The organism is Providencia alcalifaciens DSM 30120, from assembly GCF_000173415.1.
In the GTDB taxonomy this organism is placed as follows: domain Bacteria; phylum Pseudomonadota; class Gammaproteobacteria; order Enterobacterales; family Enterobacteriaceae; genus Providencia; species Providencia alcalifaciens.
In genome coordinates this window covers 71,609-86,914 of record NZ_ABXW01000051.1, presented here as the reverse complement: position 1 = coordinate 86,914, position 15,306 = coordinate 71,609, and the positions used below count along the sequence as shown (strand labels likewise).

General features: G+C 41.2%; 26 protein-coding genes. All 26 read right to left on the bottom strand.

The features are described from left to right. Positions 1–98: 98 nt before the first annotated feature. Positions 99–1,469 carry a DUF4055 domain-containing protein gene (locus tag PROVALCAL_RS11900; RefSeq protein WP_006659522.1) on the bottom strand — a complete coding sequence of 457 codons (1,371 nt, stop codon included), beginning with the start codon at positions 1,467–1,469 and terminating at the stop codon, positions 99–101. Continuing rightward, the gene (locus PROVALCAL_RS11895) at positions 1,469–2,956 is read right to left on the bottom strand and encodes a terminase large subunit (protein WP_006659521.1); all 1,488 of its coding nucleotides are present in this window, start codon (positions 2,954–2,956) and stop codon (positions 1,469–1,471) included. Before PROVALCAL_RS11895 ends, PROVALCAL_RS11900 begins: the two co-directional genes overlap by 1 nt. Before the next feature lie 2 nt (positions 2,957–2,958). After that, on the bottom strand, positions 2,959–3,561 hold the full coding sequence (locus tag PROVALCAL_RS11890) for a hypothetical protein (RefSeq protein WP_207383143.1): 603 nt from the start codon (positions 3,559–3,561) through the stop codon (positions 2,959–2,961). Positions 3,562–3,615: 54 nt separating this feature from the next. Beyond that, positions 3,616–3,804: a hypothetical protein gene (locus tag PROVALCAL_RS11885; protein WP_006659519.1), complete on the bottom strand. Its 189-nt coding sequence runs from the start codon at positions 3,802–3,804 to the stop codon at positions 3,616–3,618. A 36-nt stretch (positions 3,805–3,840) separates the two neighbouring features. Next, positions 3,841–4,113 carry a hypothetical protein gene (locus PROVALCAL_RS11880; RefSeq protein WP_006659518.1) on the bottom strand — a complete coding sequence of 91 codons (273 nt, stop codon included), beginning with the start codon at positions 4,111–4,113 and terminating at the stop codon, positions 3,841–3,843. Positions 4,114–4,205: 92 nt separating this feature from the next. Then, positions 4,206–4,562 (bottom strand): hypothetical protein, encoded by a 357-nt coding sequence (locus PROVALCAL_RS11875; protein WP_006659517.1) that lies wholly within the window; start codon positions 4,560–4,562, stop codon positions 4,206–4,208. Then, positions 4,543–5,325 carry a KilA-N domain-containing protein gene (locus tag PROVALCAL_RS11870; protein ID WP_039861935.1) on the bottom strand — a complete coding sequence of 261 codons (783 nt, stop codon included), beginning with the start codon at positions 5,323–5,325 and terminating at the stop codon, positions 4,543–4,545. Before PROVALCAL_RS11870 ends, PROVALCAL_RS11875 begins: the two co-directional genes overlap by 20 nt. A 1,003-nt stretch (positions 5,326–6,328) precedes the next feature. After that, complete coding sequence (gene lysC, locus PROVALCAL_RS20065) at positions 6,329–6,634, bottom strand: Rz1-like lysis system protein LysC (protein ID WP_243441096.1); 306 nt, start codon at positions 6,632–6,634, stop codon at positions 6,329–6,331. Between the two features lie 234 nt (positions 6,635–6,868). Then, positions 6,869–7,225, bottom strand: coding sequence for a D-Ala-D-Ala carboxypeptidase family metallohydrolase (locus PROVALCAL_RS11860; RefSeq protein WP_006659513.1), 357 nt, complete (start codon positions 7,223–7,225; stop codon positions 6,869–6,871). A 4-nt stretch (positions 7,226–7,229) separates the two neighbouring features. Next, positions 7,230–7,589 carry a hypothetical protein gene (locus tag PROVALCAL_RS11855; RefSeq protein WP_006659512.1) on the bottom strand — a complete coding sequence of 120 codons (360 nt, stop codon included), beginning with the start codon at positions 7,587–7,589 and terminating at the stop codon, positions 7,230–7,232. Next, the gene (locus PROVALCAL_RS11850) at positions 7,589–8,005 is read right to left on the bottom strand and encodes a putative holin (RefSeq protein ID WP_006659511.1); all 417 of its coding nucleotides are present in this window, start codon (positions 8,003–8,005) and stop codon (positions 7,589–7,591) included. Before PROVALCAL_RS11850 ends, PROVALCAL_RS11855 begins: the two co-directional genes overlap by 1 nt. A gap of 175 nt (positions 8,006–8,180) precedes the next feature. Further along, the gene (locus tag PROVALCAL_RS11845) at positions 8,181–8,498 is read right to left on the bottom strand and encodes a hypothetical protein (protein WP_006659510.1); all 318 of its coding nucleotides are present in this window, start codon (positions 8,496–8,498) and stop codon (positions 8,181–8,183) included. 576 nt (positions 8,499–9,074) lie between these two features. After that, a complete protein-coding gene (locus PROVALCAL_RS11835) occupies positions 9,075–9,674 on the bottom strand; it encodes a DUF1133 family protein (RefSeq protein WP_006659507.1) in 600 nt (199 codons plus the stop codon). Further along, positions 9,671–9,817 carry a phage NinH family protein gene (locus PROVALCAL_RS11830; RefSeq protein WP_243441097.1) on the bottom strand — a complete coding sequence of 49 codons (147 nt, stop codon included), beginning with the start codon at positions 9,815–9,817 and terminating at the stop codon, positions 9,671–9,673. Before PROVALCAL_RS11830 ends, PROVALCAL_RS11835 begins: the two co-directional genes overlap by 4 nt. A gap of 43 nt (positions 9,818–9,860) precedes the next feature. Then, positions 9,861–10,454, bottom strand: coding sequence for a recombination protein NinG (locus PROVALCAL_RS11825; RefSeq protein ID WP_006659505.1), 594 nt, complete (start codon positions 10,452–10,454; stop codon positions 9,861–9,863). Between the two features lie 66 nt (positions 10,455–10,520). Further along, positions 10,521–10,967 carry a DUF1367 family protein gene (locus tag PROVALCAL_RS11820; RefSeq protein ID WP_039861933.1) on the bottom strand — a complete coding sequence of 149 codons (447 nt, stop codon included), beginning with the start codon at positions 10,965–10,967 and terminating at the stop codon, positions 10,521–10,523. Position 10,968: 1 nt separating this feature from the next. Continuing rightward, positions 10,969–11,190, bottom strand: coding sequence for a DUF7279 family protein (locus tag PROVALCAL_RS11815; protein ID WP_117584516.1), 222 nt, complete (start codon positions 11,188–11,190; stop codon positions 10,969–10,971). Between the two features lie 17 nt (positions 11,191–11,207). Beyond that, complete coding sequence (locus PROVALCAL_RS11810; RefSeq protein WP_006659502.1) at positions 11,208–11,393, bottom strand: hypothetical protein; 186 nt, start codon at positions 11,391–11,393, stop codon at positions 11,208–11,210. Continuing rightward, entirely contained in the window at positions 11,390–11,668 is a 279-nt protein-coding gene (locus PROVALCAL_RS11805; RefSeq protein WP_039861932.1) for a hypothetical protein, read from the bottom strand. The genes PROVALCAL_RS11810 and PROVALCAL_RS11805 overlap by 4 nt, the downstream gene beginning before the upstream one ends. Beyond that, positions 11,668–11,877 (bottom strand): DUF551 domain-containing protein, encoded by a 210-nt coding sequence (locus PROVALCAL_RS11800; RefSeq protein ID WP_039861939.1) that lies wholly within the window; start codon positions 11,875–11,877, stop codon positions 11,668–11,670. The genes PROVALCAL_RS11805 and PROVALCAL_RS11800 overlap by 1 nt, the downstream gene beginning before the upstream one ends. Before the next feature lie 47 nt (positions 11,878–11,924). Beyond that, positions 11,925–12,134: a Lar family restriction alleviation protein gene (locus tag PROVALCAL_RS20275; protein WP_071586595.1), complete on the bottom strand. Its 210-nt coding sequence runs from the start codon at positions 12,132–12,134 to the stop codon at positions 11,925–11,927. A 25-nt stretch (positions 12,135–12,159) separates the two neighbouring features. Further along, on the bottom strand, positions 12,160–12,834 hold the full coding sequence (locus PROVALCAL_RS11795) for a replication protein P (RefSeq protein WP_006659499.1): 675 nt from the start codon (positions 12,832–12,834) through the stop codon (positions 12,160–12,162). Further along, the gene (locus PROVALCAL_RS20060) at positions 12,831–13,772 is read right to left on the bottom strand and encodes a replication protein (protein WP_006659498.1); all 942 of its coding nucleotides are present in this window, start codon (positions 13,770–13,772) and stop codon (positions 12,831–12,833) included. The genes PROVALCAL_RS11795 and PROVALCAL_RS20060 overlap by 4 nt, the downstream gene beginning before the upstream one ends. Beyond that, a complete protein-coding gene (locus PROVALCAL_RS11785) occupies positions 13,769–14,563 on the bottom strand; it encodes a ParB/RepB/Spo0J family partition protein (protein ID WP_006659497.1) in 795 nt (264 codons plus the stop codon). The genes PROVALCAL_RS20060 and PROVALCAL_RS11785 overlap by 4 nt, the downstream gene beginning before the upstream one ends. A 24-nt stretch (positions 14,564–14,587) precedes the next feature. Further along, the gene (locus PROVALCAL_RS11780) at positions 14,588–14,914 is read right to left on the bottom strand and encodes a hypothetical protein (protein WP_006659496.1); all 327 of its coding nucleotides are present in this window, start codon (positions 14,912–14,914) and stop codon (positions 14,588–14,590) included. Positions 14,915–15,022: 108 nt separating this feature from the next. Then, the gene (locus PROVALCAL_RS11775; RefSeq protein WP_006659494.1) at positions 15,023–15,250 is read right to left on the bottom strand and encodes a helix-turn-helix transcriptional regulator; all 228 of its coding nucleotides are present in this window, start codon (positions 15,248–15,250) and stop codon (positions 15,023–15,025) included. Between the last annotated feature and the right edge of the window lie 56 nt (positions 15,251–15,306).

The following is a 15,306-nucleotide window of genomic DNA, read 5'->3' as shown; positions in this document are numbered from 1 at the left end:
AAGTGCATTTATCATGCGCCTTGCAACACCTGTAGAATAACGACCAGAAAACAAAGCGTGAGCTATCAATTCATCCCTTAATCGCTCATTCACTGATTTCATGTTTCACCTACTATTGTCGGCTCTTGGTTGTTAAGCTCATCGACCACCATATCAATATCATCAGCGGGATCGATAACATCATATTTCTGTAAACTTCTCACCAAGTCAGACTTGCGTGTTGCACCCGATTGCCATGCAGCCACAATTTCACGGATCATCGAACTATCAGCAATGTGATTAACGAGGTCTTTGTTAATTTCAAAAGAAGTGTCTTTAGTATCTAAACCTAAGTATTCAGCGCACCACATTAACGCTTTGCTAAACGCATCTGAGACATTTGAGCAACAAATACTGAGAATAGAGGTTTGAGCACTTTGCTCCCCCACAGATTGAATAATCGTTTTGACTTTACTATCTGCAGAAACTAACTGAGCGCCTAAAGCCACCATGTAATCGCGCTTACTGTCCATAGCTTCTTTAGCCAACATATTTGGCTGAGCTTGCTCGTAACCAAAGAACCCTTTCACTGGCAGCATTAAAGGTGAACGAGACCCAACCATGATGCCTGTTTTTTCTAAGTGATCTCGCCACTCTATATCTAACCCACCTAGATATGGCTGAACTTGCCCACAGAAAAACACTGAATCTTCATAATCAGCAGAATTTCGATAATGCCCTAGATTAATTTTTGCCAAACCTAACAATGGCGCCTCATCTATCGTATGGTCATTGTTTTGAGCACCCATAAACGTAAATGGAATTTCATCCCAAGCACCACTACCTGCACGCTCTGGAATATATTCAGAGTGGATTTGATACACACTGCTGCCAGCTGTCTTGCGATATACTCTACAGATAAACTTGCCATCTTCTATCACTAACACGCGGTATTGAATGGCATCTTTAAATCCAAAACCGTCCGCCTCTTCAACAGTCTCTCGCAATACCACCAGCGTTAGCATCGTCCTGCCATTAATACGATCAGTCCGCCAGTTAATAATATCTTCAGCACGATATTGAAATATGTACGGGAGCTTAGAGTCGCTGTTGTAATCAACATATAGCCCATGTCGTCCCACATCCAATACCGATTCAAGAGAGGATTGAGCTAATTGGTAAATGCTTGAACCTGCACCATCTGCATCATCTTTTAAACAAGACAGCTTTTCAGCAACAGCAATCAATGGATCTTTCTTGAATGCCATCCCTATCATACCGTTACGAGTGTTACCTGTTATTGGGTAAAACACCGCACGGTCTTGATAGTCTTTATTACGCTTTTTCTTACGTTCACTTTCCTTTTCTTCCAACTCAGGAAGATAACTTTTTACTTCCTCACCACCTCGACATACTGAGCGAACCAACTCCCACTGAGGTGCCGCTGTCTTGTATTCAGGGCGAGTAAAATCTACATTTGCTATGCTCATTAGAAAGTTGTTCCTAAATTAATATCAAAGGCTGGACGCTTAGCATTCCTACGGCGAACCGCAAAATATCTAAACCCATCGGCGTCATGAGATGTATAGTCGTGAAGTGGCTTATCTTTCCAACATCCGAGTTTATCGTTCCACTCTTTGCGGTATGCTTCAAGATGAGCGATGCCTTCACCACATTTATACTCATCGAAAACACAACGGGGGAGAATTTCACGCACAGCCTCAATACCTTCATCAATAGAAAGCTTTGGCACTACGTCAAATCGAATTGAGTAAATTTGCCCATCAATTTCATACCCCTCACGGGCTAACTCTCTACGTGATTTCGCATCTGAACCAAACTCACGATTATCAATATCATGTGGTCCATTATGACTCGCGTATGTGTAACCTTTATCTTTCAGCACTTTCATATAGTGCCGTAGACCCTCACCACTGTTTGAGTAATGGTCGATAACGTGAAATTCCTCACCAACCTCACGAATAAACCAGATTGATGTTGAATCGCCCACACCAATATCCCAATACGTATGAACGGGTAAGTGTGAGTTATCAGGGAGTGCGCCAATGCGTTTATTTTCGTACAGAAAGCGGAATTGCTTAGCATAATAAGCACCTTCAACAGATTGCTGAAATGCTTCAGACGGTATTGACGGGTATTCTCGCTTCATATCGTCGCCGAGCGTTTTCTCTTTGGCGTAGTACCATGCTCTCTGTCGCTCGTTGAGGTGAACACTGTGTTTGCAAGCTATCTCATCGAAGTAATCAACTAATCGCTGCGGTAATTGTTCCACAGGGTCAATTGAGTACTCAGGATTCTTCCACCATGAGAAGAAAAAGAATTTCCAGTCTAGGTTAGAGAGAGTCTTGCTCTGAATTTGCGCTTTCTCAGCAGACTGGCAATAATCGTAAAAATAACCTGCTCGACCTTCCGCTGTACTTTCAATCGTCGTGAAACAATCGCTTGATACCGCTTCAAACGCACCAGTAACAATCTCACGAGCCTTTTCTGGATATTTGGCACATATCTTACCGAACTCAGATACATGTAAATATCGGAGTGTACCGCCACGAAATGACGTGCTGATATAAAGTGAGCCGCCTTTACTAAAAACTAATTCACCAGCCGCGTCATTACTCGCCGGATTAGCAGCCTTAATTTCATCAGGTAGTTTTTCATAGGCATACTTTATTTTTTCCCTGAATAGTCGCTTAGCATCGTTTAGCGTGTGTGCTATTAAGGCACATCTAGCCGCCTCAAATAGAGCCGCATCTAATTGGATAATGCAAACCTCAGTTGTGAAACCAAGTTGACGAGCTTTGAGGATAATATTTCGCGTGTGCATCCCTTCAAAGTATTCAAGCTGCTCAGGTGTCATTTTAAATCGAACCGGCTTACCTTCTTTGTTGGTGATCCAGTAGAGATGATTCAATCGCCAGAGCTTATCTCTCAATAATGCAAGATGTTCTGGCTTCATGATTATTCCTTAGATAAGTCGTCCATTAGTTCTGATAGCTGACTAGCTGTCTTATTCGGCTGTGCTTCATCTAGCCCGTAAGCTTGTCGCTCAAGGCCAACTAGATTTTTAAGTGTTTCGCTTAATGCTTTGACTGACTTAACGCGCTCAGGGAGAGAAATGATTGAGTTGTAAATTTCATTTAGCTTATCGCGTCCGTTATCATCAGGACTAAACATTAGCTCGCCCAATTTACTTAAAGCTGGCACATCGGCACATTCAGCCGATAGCTCATCAAACAAGTTATTGGTCAGCTCTCTTGCCCTGCGAATATCTCCCCTGTGTTCCATACGAACATTAGCAATTACTTCAGCGGTTGCCTCAATAAGTACGCGCTCTGAAAGTACTGTTTCGCTGCGTACCTGCTTGCGTACTTCCTCTTTGCGTACCAAATCATCTGCACGGGATTTTATCTTTGCGTTAAGGTCTCGCGACCAATCATCCTTCTTTGCTCTTTTGCGTATAGCTCCTTCAGATATGCCATGCTGTGAAGCTATTTCTCGAAGTGACATCACGCCAGCTCGGTAAGCCGACTCGATGGCCTCCCAATCTGGTCTTTTAGCCATATTCATATCCTCATAACAAATTAAAAAGCCCACCATGATGAGCTTTGTGATTGGTTATTCTGCTACTTCAACCACAGGCACATATTCAACGCTGCTAATCTCGTCGGGTGAGATGTATATCCATGCTCCGTTCGACTGAGCAATTGCGATTAGCCCATTCGTCACTCGAGGCTCTTTAGTTGTCATCATGCCTTCGTATGTAGTTCCGTCTTTCTTTGTTGCGATTACTGTGTATTTCTTCATATTTCACCCAATAAAAAACCCGCACTTGGCGGGTCGCTATCTAAACAGGAAATATAGAACTGGTATCAATAATGCAACAGAACATATCCTGTACCAGATTATCTTTGCTGTTATTTCTTTCTTTATCTTCTTTGCTTGCGCTCCATCACTAGACTCTTTAATTTCATTTTTGTGAGCTTCTAATGCTTCATTTTTTACTTGCTCACTTTTTTCTAACATCTTATGGCTCCCTATTGCCATCTTCACAACTACAATCAATATCACTATTGGTATGGCAAGTAGAGCCATAACATCGAACCATGAAATCATTAGTTACCTCCTATTGGAGGAATGCTAACACTAACTAAATGTAATAAATAACACATATTTGACTTATGCTTAAAAAAGGCCGCATTAGCGACCTATTGAATTTGATTTGAGAACTCCATTTCCGCGAAGTCTTCAAGCAAGCCAGATATTTTATGTATTGCATCATCGGTTAGCTCTTCATTCATACACCAAGAAACTAGCACTGTAGGATCTGGTAGGTATTCTCTTTTCAGCATATTGAAGAACAGCATGCTTAATTCGAGGTCACTTTTATAATCTTCCCGATAGTATGATTTTAAGAAGTTAGCCAGCGACTCAACACTAAACTTAATATCTCCTAGCGATGAACGAAAAACAGGCCGCTTATGCATGGCGACCTGTCTAATCAAAAATAACTCGCTGACGACCAGTGAAAAGATTTCTACTTGCTTATTGCAATCTTGCTGCATGCTGCTCTCCATGCGCTGAAGGATAAAGCAATTGCATTTGCCCTTTAACATCAAAAGCAGCCATACATCGAGCATCAAAGTCTTTGTAATCAACAGAACTATTAGCAATATTTGTTACTGCCACCATTTGCTGTTCTACCGCATGCAAGGCATCACCTTTCAGGTACTGATGGATTTTCTCTCTATTGCCCTTATTTTCTTTGACTGATTCATAAACATAATCAGGCAATGCAACGCCATAAATCCATTTAGCCGTGATACCAGCGAACAATAATGGACAACCGCCAACATGACCAAAATAAGGAGTCCCTGACATCTTTGATAGCGCTCTGTAATAGGGTTCTTGAAATCGCTTTTCCCATTCAGTAGCCTCTTTATATGTTAGTAACCCAATAACCTGATCTTCGGTCAATGTCATACTCTGTGACATCAACATGTTTTTAATGTGCCGATCACAAGCACGAGCAAATTTAGGTGATAACCATCTTGCGAACTCAATTACTAATTCAGGATGGATCCAAGTACCGCCATGGCGTCCTTTTTCTACTCGAACTAAAAGGGGAGAAATCTCCTCTTTAGAATTATACGCTTCAATATCAAGCTCTTTGCCAACCTCATAGATATATTCTTTAGTTGATGAGACTCTTAACCAGTCTTTGGTTAGTTTTCCAAAGTGCCTAGCTGCTGCTGTGGCATTAACCCAACAATCTCCATTAAACGGGATCATGGTTTCGTCATACTTCATGGGTACGATTTTAATCATTACGTTTCTTCCTATAGAAAGTGAACCTGTTAGCACAGAAAAGCCGCCCCAAGAGAGCTCGCCAGCTATAGCGGCAGTTCTCAGGATCACTTTCTGTAGGCTCTTGGTGTTTTAGATGTGCGTGCTATGCACAGGGTGAAATGCGTACTACTGATTACATAACTTGAATAAATGTAACTTTCTTTTAACTTTACTTTCGTAACATCACGTTGATAGGGGTATGGTTATTACATCGCTAAGTTATTACCCTCAAATATATTCCTATGAACCATCCCCTTTAAGCCCCAGCATCGGGGCTATTTTTTTGTCATTAAAAAGCCCCGCATTTAGCGAGGCTCAGATTTGTAATATCCGCTTGAGACTACTACCTTTTTCAGATTGTGGTCATTAACGATTAACGTATAGTGACGTCACATTCATAAACTATTATTCTCTACTTTGCCCCGATATCTGGGGCATTTCTTTAGCGTCAAATTTCACGCATTGCTAAAGCAAAATACATACCAAATTAAATCAACAAGTTAAAACAGGTACTCATATAGGGAAACCAACCCCATCGATAACCTTAACTTAGGAGATTTACATGGTACGAATTACTGAATTATTAATTAAGCTCGTTGCTGCCGTAGTTGTTTATTTGTGGCTACGGAATAAGAAACCAGAGCACGCCATCGCTCTAGCCGTTTCCATTATTGACGCCTAACCTATCAACTTCAATTTCCCGCATTGCTTTCCTGTTAAAAATATACTTAACTAATAGGTTAATTTTTCATTGCATAAGAGGGAGTATCAATACATGTATACTAATCCCATTACTCTCTTACTCATATTTCTGCCTGTCCTTGTCTGTATCTTATTCATTATTGCTCAAGATAAAAAACCATCAGACGTAATGACTATTTTTTTGAAGTTCTCTATCTACTTGTTAAGCGCTCTTACCTTCATAAATTTAATTTTTTTTGCAAGAGCATTTACTGGTTGGTATTAACGTCAACACTCCGTTCTAATGTGATTTTGAATTACTTCTAGCCGCTTCAATATCTCGAATGGCTTTCTTGTCCAAGTTGCACCTTGCTATTGAATTCATCGCATCAACTAGCAACTGTGGCATATCGCCCCAATCAACGTTCTCAGGAATATCAGGCTGAGGGCAATCAGCGGTTAGTTGCGCTGGTATCGGCGGAGACTGAACGGGAATCAATACCTCTTTTGTACTTCCGCAGCTCACTAACAACATCATCGGGCACAGTAGTATTAGCGCACTCATTGTCTTTGAGCACTGTTTTGATAACAGTCTTAACTTTGACATGTTCTGAGTCCTCTAATTGCTTTGCTTTGATGTTATTGAGTGAAACTTGATAGTGAAGAGTGATAGCTGATTGGGTTACTTTGTTTAGTAGCTGGCTTGCTGATAACTGACTAGTGAGTGATTCATTTTCAGTCTCTAGGTTATTTATCCTAAGGTTGTAAATGACACATGCAGCAAGCAAAAGAACAAATAGAATTGGTTGGATATTTGATATAAACCATTTGCCAATATTGACTAGTTGCTTCCCCATCGTGCTTTATATCCTCTCACATCAATATGTGTGAATGTCTTGTAGCGACCAATGCCGTAGCTATTAGGAGACTTAGATTCAAGATAATCAGCGACCATTTTCGGCGCTACATCTTTAACCTTGATATCTGCCGCTGTGCCTAACAGGTGCTGAGATTTAGGTGCGCCACCTACTTTACTGTTGTGTTTAGCACAGCGACGACCGCTGACAACAATAACCGGCTTGCCGAAGTGAGTTCGAACTCCTTCAAGAATTTCAACCAACTTTGACTCGACCTGATTTGCTCCGCATCCATCCTTACATGCAAATTCATTACTATCGAAATGTTCACTTAATTTCATTTCTTCACCATAAAATAAAAGGCTGCTTAACTAGCCGCCAGATTGATTTGATTCGGGTCACTAATTTACTAATGACAACAATGGACATGATGTTGCCACCTGCTGAGAAAATAACGATGAAGAGAGCGCCATCAAACACAACGTCAGACGGAGCTGATACACGCTTACCCATTACCGTTTCATATATCTGGTAAATCCAGCAGATGAATAAAACTGTTCCAACTATTGAATCTCTTCGCTTCTCATAGCGACAAAAGAAAACTATCAACGCTGACGCCATCATTAAGCCAACATCAGCTGCATCCCAAGGATTCAAATACATCCAATCCATTAGTTGATTAATGCGTTCAAGGAAGGTTTCCATTAGTTACCTCCTTTGTTGCGCCAATCCTTTATGGCTTGAGTAATGCTACTGAAGTTCTTATCAATCGATGCGCCTACACGACCAAATAACTTTTTAAGGTTATCTTTGTTGGCACCTAAAACCAGAATAGGAATTAGTAAAGCAGAAACGATGATCGCCGTTATTTTCGGGCTTATATCCTTCTGCCAGAACTCTTGCACCATCTCAGAGAATGGATGAGCCAATAGCGCACCAGACCCTAAAGCCAAAAAGAAATGGATGACCTTTTGAAGGTTATTATCCTTAGATGCAATGACAGAAGCAGATGCCCCAATGATCGCACCAAGTATCACGCCATAATCAGCACCCAATAGGACACCGCCCATAGCGCCACCGCCCGCAGCACTAACGGCTACTCCTGTCAGGGTACTTGGCATATATATAACACCTGTGTTTTAGTTAATAGATAGCCGCGCACAATCTCTATGCGTCAATTTTCGTTTGGTTGATTAGAATTCTGTGGCGGCGTATGAGTGACCACTTCGAGGATGTACCCGATATGGTAAAAACAAAAAAGGTCGCTACAAGCGACCTCTAGAAATGTGGAGTATTTTATGTAAACGCTGCAATGGCTAGGATTATAGCTAATCCACTCTGCAATTTTGCCATGTCAGTATGTAACCTTACAGGTGATTCTTTATTTTCTTTCTCTGATGCCGGAGAGCAAAAAGAAATACACACAAAAGAATATAAGGCATACCAAAATGATAATTTGGCATAATAAAATGCATGAGCAAAAGAAGCACCAAACAATCCGCCACTTAATGAACCAAAATTAAAAATAGCAAAGCTAAGATACCCAATTACCCCAACATAAAAGAGAATTGTTGGGAGCAACCTATTCCCATTAAGTGCTTTTTTCTTACTCATGCCATAGCTACCAAGTTAAATTTCATATCACCTTATCTTGGATGCTTTACATTTACCACATGAACTATCCGGAAATTCCGGAGAGTTGGTATTTAAGGTAATGCGTGATAAAACATATGCACTTAACTTAAATGGAATTAATCATGTACGACGAACTAGCTAAAATACTAACAGCACTATGCGCCTTTGGTTTCTTCATTCCCTTAATATTTGTTATTTCAATTAAAGATAAAAAAAGCCTTCTGAGGGATGCTTGCCTTTTTATAATGTTCATCGTTGCAATTATCTTTATCTGCCTGTCAAGCATGGGGATGCTTAAATTTAAATAACCTCCAATAAAAAAGCCCCACCGAAGTGAGGCTCTATTTTCTTCGACCTCTCAGCCGATGCGGTTGGAGTTCCAGTCCAAATAGACGAAGTGACCAACTAGGCGGGATCGATAACAAGTGCCGCCTCTTTTACCTTGTTATCCGCTCTGTGTTTTACTGTCGTGAGCTTATCACAAACTATACATGTAAATTTCGCGATATCCAGCCTTTCTTCTGCGAAAACAGTCAACATTGCATCGTTTGATTGCTAATGTTCCGGTTCCGCTCTTTTTATTGCGTAATATAACTCCTCCTCCAATATTTCAAGCGCCCATTCAATGCGCCGAGTGCATTGCTGAATGCTAACCTCTTTCCCAAATCTTAATTCGCGAGCCATTTTTTGCGGGTATTTGCGATCACAATATCGTTTAATAGCCACATGACGAATTGGGTTGCTTAACTTAAACGTCTTATTAATGACTGATTCAATAAAAGCGGCATCATCTTGTTCTTTGGCGAGAGCGATGAGGTCGCTTAAACTACTTTTTGGATTTAGAATTTCGTGTGACTTTTTAAAAAGCTCATCACCTTTGTAACCCATTTTATGCAAGTCATTAACTACCTGAATAATCCGCTTACCTTCATTTTCATTCCAGTCTGAGTGAACCATAAGCCGACCAATAACACTGCACTCACCACCTTCTGTGTAATCATCACCTCCATAGACCCTGCCCCATAGGATGAGCATATATCTAACCCAAACACGTTGAGAGTCACTGATGTTTTTACGATGCCCAAACCATACTCTACGAATATCGCTTTTTTTGGCATACTGAGTTAACAAATGGAAGGGCTCATCTCTTCTCATAATTTATTACCCGATGTTCCACGCTGTCTACACATTGTGAATAACTGCCCGCGCGATACCAAATGCTCACTACCATTCAGATCCCTTGCGAACCGCCTTACTGTTGCCCTATAAACCCCAAGCTCTCTTGCAACAGCGGTCATATTTCCGTAATGCTTAATAAGTAGCTCAGGGATTGTCGTAATCTCAGCCTGCATCTTTCAGCTCCTTAAGCTTCCTTTTATATAGATCACGTATTTGTTCGTAATCATCACGCTTCCACTTAGGTAGTTCATGGCAACCCATTAATGATTCATAACGATTCTTACCTATTTTCAATATCAAATTAGGTGTGTATTTTTCGATATTTCCGGAAAGGTGGTTATTGCAAGATGCGCATTGCTTGTGGCAGTTATCCTCATTAAATCTAAGCTCAGGGTTTGCGCCTGTAGTTCGATAGTGTCCAGCGTGGTATTGCCCTTCATGGAATCGACCACAAGAGATACATGGATCATCTTTATCTCTTTCTCTGATGTATGAATTAAAGGCGTTCTGTGCTTGCTGCTTGAAATATTTGAGGGGTTTTACTGCTAGCTTTCTGATTTTGAGTTTATCGCGGGATTCTTTTTCTTTTTGCTGTCGTTCTTTTTTGAGTTTGGCTTGTGCCTTTTCATTCTTCTTTCGCTGTCGTTTTATTCCTAGCTCAGCGCCGTGCTCTGGGCTACACCATTCGACATTATCATATTTCGGGTGGAACCAGCTTTTACATATAGCACATCGCCGTCGTATTGGTTTAGCCATATATCACCTCAAAAAATAGCTTAGCTCCTAGTGTTAAGTTTAGGTATTTATGTTTCATATCTATCCTCAAAAAAACGTAAGTAACCGATTCTCAGTGATTTCATTACACCCTCTGAAAATGTGTTTTATTGCTGCGTTAATCATGGCGTTGTAACAGCGTTCGAATTCGTCTGCCTCCATGTTTGCAAATGACAGGCTCTTAGCCTCTGTGCGTACATCACCGTTTAACCTTACTGTTTGCTCATAAAATCCTGCAAGTATCGTCAAATCCTTCCTGAAGCGCTCAAATTGGCTATACTCGTCCATACAGTCGAGTCCCGCTTTATTTGCGCACCAGTGGTCGAAACAGAATTTGAAGAATACGAACATCTTTCTATGAAATGCGGGGTTTCTTGTGAGCTTGGCGCTGAAGGTGTACATCTCGCCATTTTTGAATTTTGTTAAACGTGGTAGGTCGTGTTCGAATGCTGGTGCAAATATGCCATTGGCGCATTTGACCATTTCTATTTCCAAGTTAACCTCCTTGCATTGCCCTTATCATTTCAACTAGGCACTTAGATCCTTCTTTGGCTTCACGAATGAATTGTTTTTTAAATTTCCTGATTTGCTTTTTGGTTGGCTTAGCTTGAAACTTAAAGTGATCTTCATCGCCATGTGCTGATATTTTTAATATCCAAAATCTGCGATTCGTATTGAAGTTAACGTAATAGACCATTGCTTCTACTGGCTCACTCACTGTTAGCTCTCCTGTTCCTACATGCACGCTCTAGCTTCGTCAACAGCTTCATGTGCGTTATTAGCCCTATACCCTTCGCGGAAGTAAATATCCCAATCGTGCATTGCGTACATAGCATTCCACTCGTCTTTGTACCTGATCTTACAGATAGATTTGATTTCATCTTTAAACTTTACCAACTCATTTATTTTTTCCTTGCTCATAAGCTCTCCTGTTCCAATTTAATGGCTTCAACTTCTGCAAGCGTCAGACTATCGACTGAATATGGTTTATTGAAATAAATGGTCGCCTCTTTGAGTGCTGTAGGGAAGCCACCTAATAACGTTCCAATGACAACAATCGGCATGAACAAAATAACCAGCAGCCACTTATCCATGTAGCACTCTAGTGAGTTCCACTCATCGACTTTTGAGTGTTGATAGAATGACAACTTACGAGTTGGAAATAGCTTATTGTGAACTTTGCGTTTTATCTTCATCATTCACCCTCTGGCATTGGTGGGAGTGGCAGGTCGCACCAATGACTCACCTCTGTTTCATCAAACCATTTGCCGCTCTTGATATCGTAAAACTCACCGCCTAAAGTCAGCATCCAGCCAGCGCGAGTTTTACCTCCTGCACAAAATAAAATGAACTCACAGTTATCTGGGTATTGGTCACTACACTTAACCCAATTAGTTCCCTGCATTAGATGCTCCCCGCGATCTGTTTGATTCTTGAAATTTAAACCTTTCATCACTCAGCCCTCCGATTCCATTCTCCTCTAACCGATGAATAAAACTCAGGGCAGTCACCACCGTTAGATACGAACTTGGCTCCTGACTGAGCCCTGCAATCGCGACATATGACATAATAAAACTTACCGAATCCATCTGGATCATAGTCATTGGTAACAGATACTTTTTCACTGCCACAGAATGGGCATGGATTTAAATTATTGCTCATCTAGAAGTCCTTATGATTTGGTGTGTTACTTAAACCCGTGTTTGTTTTTCAGGTCAGCGATGATTGATAGCGCTTTGTCGCGTTTTGTGGGTATCACTGCGCTTTCTAGCTGTAACATCGGATCAGGTATTTTTTCACCGGATTTAATTCGCTTAGCCATGGCGTTAAGCTCTGATGAGCAAAGCTTTCTAACTTCTGAATCCGATAAGTTTCGGCTTCGCATCTCTGAGTAAATTTTAGTGACCATCCAGTAGCATGCGTTAGACTGCCAATTGAATCGTCGCCAACCTCTCACTGAACAATATTCTTTGAACATATCAAAAAGCTCACCATCCGTAGGCAGACCCAGCGCTGTATAGTCCCCCTGCTTGCACCATTGAACGAACTGACCGGGAGAAGGTAAAAACGGATTGGTTTGCTGCCTTGCAATTTTCATCCCGATATTTATTTGCTCAAGCGTCCTGATACCATTTTCAATAAATGCGATGGTCCATTGGCGTTTAAATTCGTCAAGGTCGCTTTGTTCTTTGAAGTTGGCTATTGCCGCTGGGAAGGTTGCTTTGAGTTGTCTGAAGAGTTCGTTAAATACTTGGGCTACTTGCTGTTTTACCGCTTGCTTCTGTTGTGGCGGCGCATGTGCTGACATTGCTTGCAGTGCTGTTGAATCACGCTGCTGGATTGCTGTAACTAGTGATTTCATACATCGATACCCTCCATCCATTCAGTGCTTTCGTAGTCTATCGATTGTCTTGCTGACTGCTGGCTTCCCGATGCTCTTTGGGTGCGGCTTGGCTGCTGACTTTGAATAACCAGCGTTGCCCACTTCTCACGAAGTTTTGCTGGCGATAAAACATTGCTACACCAGAACAAATCTTTGTTTGCCCATTTGAACATTTTGCAAATGTCTTGGTGGGTGTGTCCGTCTAGCTGCCTCATCAGTCGAATATCGTTAGCCCAAGTTGACCAGTTTGGCTCTTTGGTTGTTGGGCTGACTATCAAGACTTGTGAGTAAATCCATTGAGCGGCTTTCAGGTCATCAGCATTTCCCCACTTGTTTCCTTTGGGCGAGCTAACAACCGCATCAGGCTTAACAGCTAAAACTTTTTCAGATGGTCGGTCAGAGGATTCGTTAGAATTCTCGGACGATATATTAGTTATTTCTTTTTTCTTTAAAGTATTTCTTTTGTGTGTCTCCAATCTAGAGACTTCATTTGTCTCTAAGTTAGAGACATTTTTAGTCTTCAAGTTAGAGACACTGTCTCTAGATTGATTCTTCCACGCTGAAACCTCTTTGTTGACCCCAATTTTATTACCCTCAAGAATGATGTAATTCATTGAAATCAATTCTTTCTTTGCCTTGTTAACGTTCTGTCTCGATAGCCCAGATACCTCCGCAAGTTGAGAGTCTGCTATTCGGTCATTCTTCTTACCAAAACCATAGGTTTTACGAATTAACGCTAACATGACTCTAAATTGCCTTGCCGTAAGGTTGCAGCACGACAGCGATTCAAGTAACTCATTGGCAAGCTTTGTATAGCCATCTTCCAACTCTGCCATTCTTGGTTGCTCCGGCTTAATATATCTTTCCTCCGGATCACCTCTGGAGAATTGATAAATATTGTTTGCTGCTGTATTCACAATGTTCTCTCCTGATTATTTTCAGATAAGAATATCCGATACTCTTCCATGATCACCCCTGCTTCTCCATGAAGATCTAAACTTGCATCTAATACAGCTTGGATAAAACGCCGTGCCTTCACGGCACTAAATTGTGGTAAAGCATCACTACGTGTTAGTTTCTTTTTGCCAGCGGCTTTAGCTTTGCTCATCTGCTCAGTAGCTACACTTGAAGCCTGATTTCCATGTTCTTTTGATAAAGCCACAGCTGTAGTTGCTGAGACCTCGCCAGAGCGAACCATATCAATAAGCTCGTCACCGCAGGCTAGTAGCTGCAAGTGGTGATCAACATCTTTAACTGAGCGCTTAACTTTCTTTGCAACCTCTGACGACTCCCAACCTTGGTTAATTAGGCGTTGGTATGCTGCCGCCCTTTCGAGCGGAGTTAATGGCTTGCCTTGTGAGCTGGTGATCATGAATGCGATTCTGTCAGCATCAGAACCAACAAAATCCTTGCACTCAATCCGAGGGATTTCGGCACCAGATTCGATAGCCTTCAGTGCGCCATAATAGCGATGATGTCCGTCGATAATTTTGATACCCTTTTCAGTGACCTGAACAGCCAGAGGCGGGATATATTCGCCTGCAATAAACGCATCACGAAACTCAATCACATGCTCCTGATCGATTTCCCTAACGTTATAGCCTTCTTCCACATATAGCTCATCAATAGGTACCAGATAGGTTTTCTTAACCGTTGTTTCCGTACCGTTCTTACTTTTTGACTTGTAATGCAGTGATAAAGAACTCATAATAACTCCTGTATAGATATTCAGTTAATGCGCTTCAACTGTTCCAGCAGCTGGGGCGTTTTCTTTTGTTCTCATCAAAGAAAGTTCTCCGATTTGTTTCCACAAAAAGCGATATTCTTCCTCAGATATTTTTCTCTCACCTTCCAGCACGAAATCTTTAATCCCAGAAGCTGCAAGCGTTTCGCATAGCTCAGGAAATTTGTCAGTTCTGCGTAGAATGGTTGAGTCATGAACGCCTAATGTTTTAGCTACCACTGACTGAGACTTAGATCTCAATGCTTGTAATGCCGTAGCGATTAGATGATTTGATACGAATTGATTGAAGTTTTTGCGTGTTGTTGCGTAGTCCATAATTTAATATTCCATATTATTGATACAGTTAGTCCGTTGCTCACGATCCTGTGAGTTAAGTTTTGAAGTGCGCGTTTTTCAGCGCAGAGATGTTAAAGAGCGAAATTTCTATGCAGCAAGTAGCTTTTGCTGGCTTAGTGTGAGCAAGTCGCTTGCCTTGTACTTACCGTTTGAAATGGATTGAATGATCTCTGCATAGTTTGTTTTTCCAAAAAATTCAGTCTTTGGAAGAAAACCATTAGCAATCCATTTATAAACAGCTCGTTCACTTACACCGCATGCCTTTGCTACTTCTGCAACGCCAATATCTTTAATTGGCTCCTGAATGTTTTGCATGTTGATATCCTTATTTGAACTTTCAGTACATATATTAGTTGAACTGACAGTTCCTT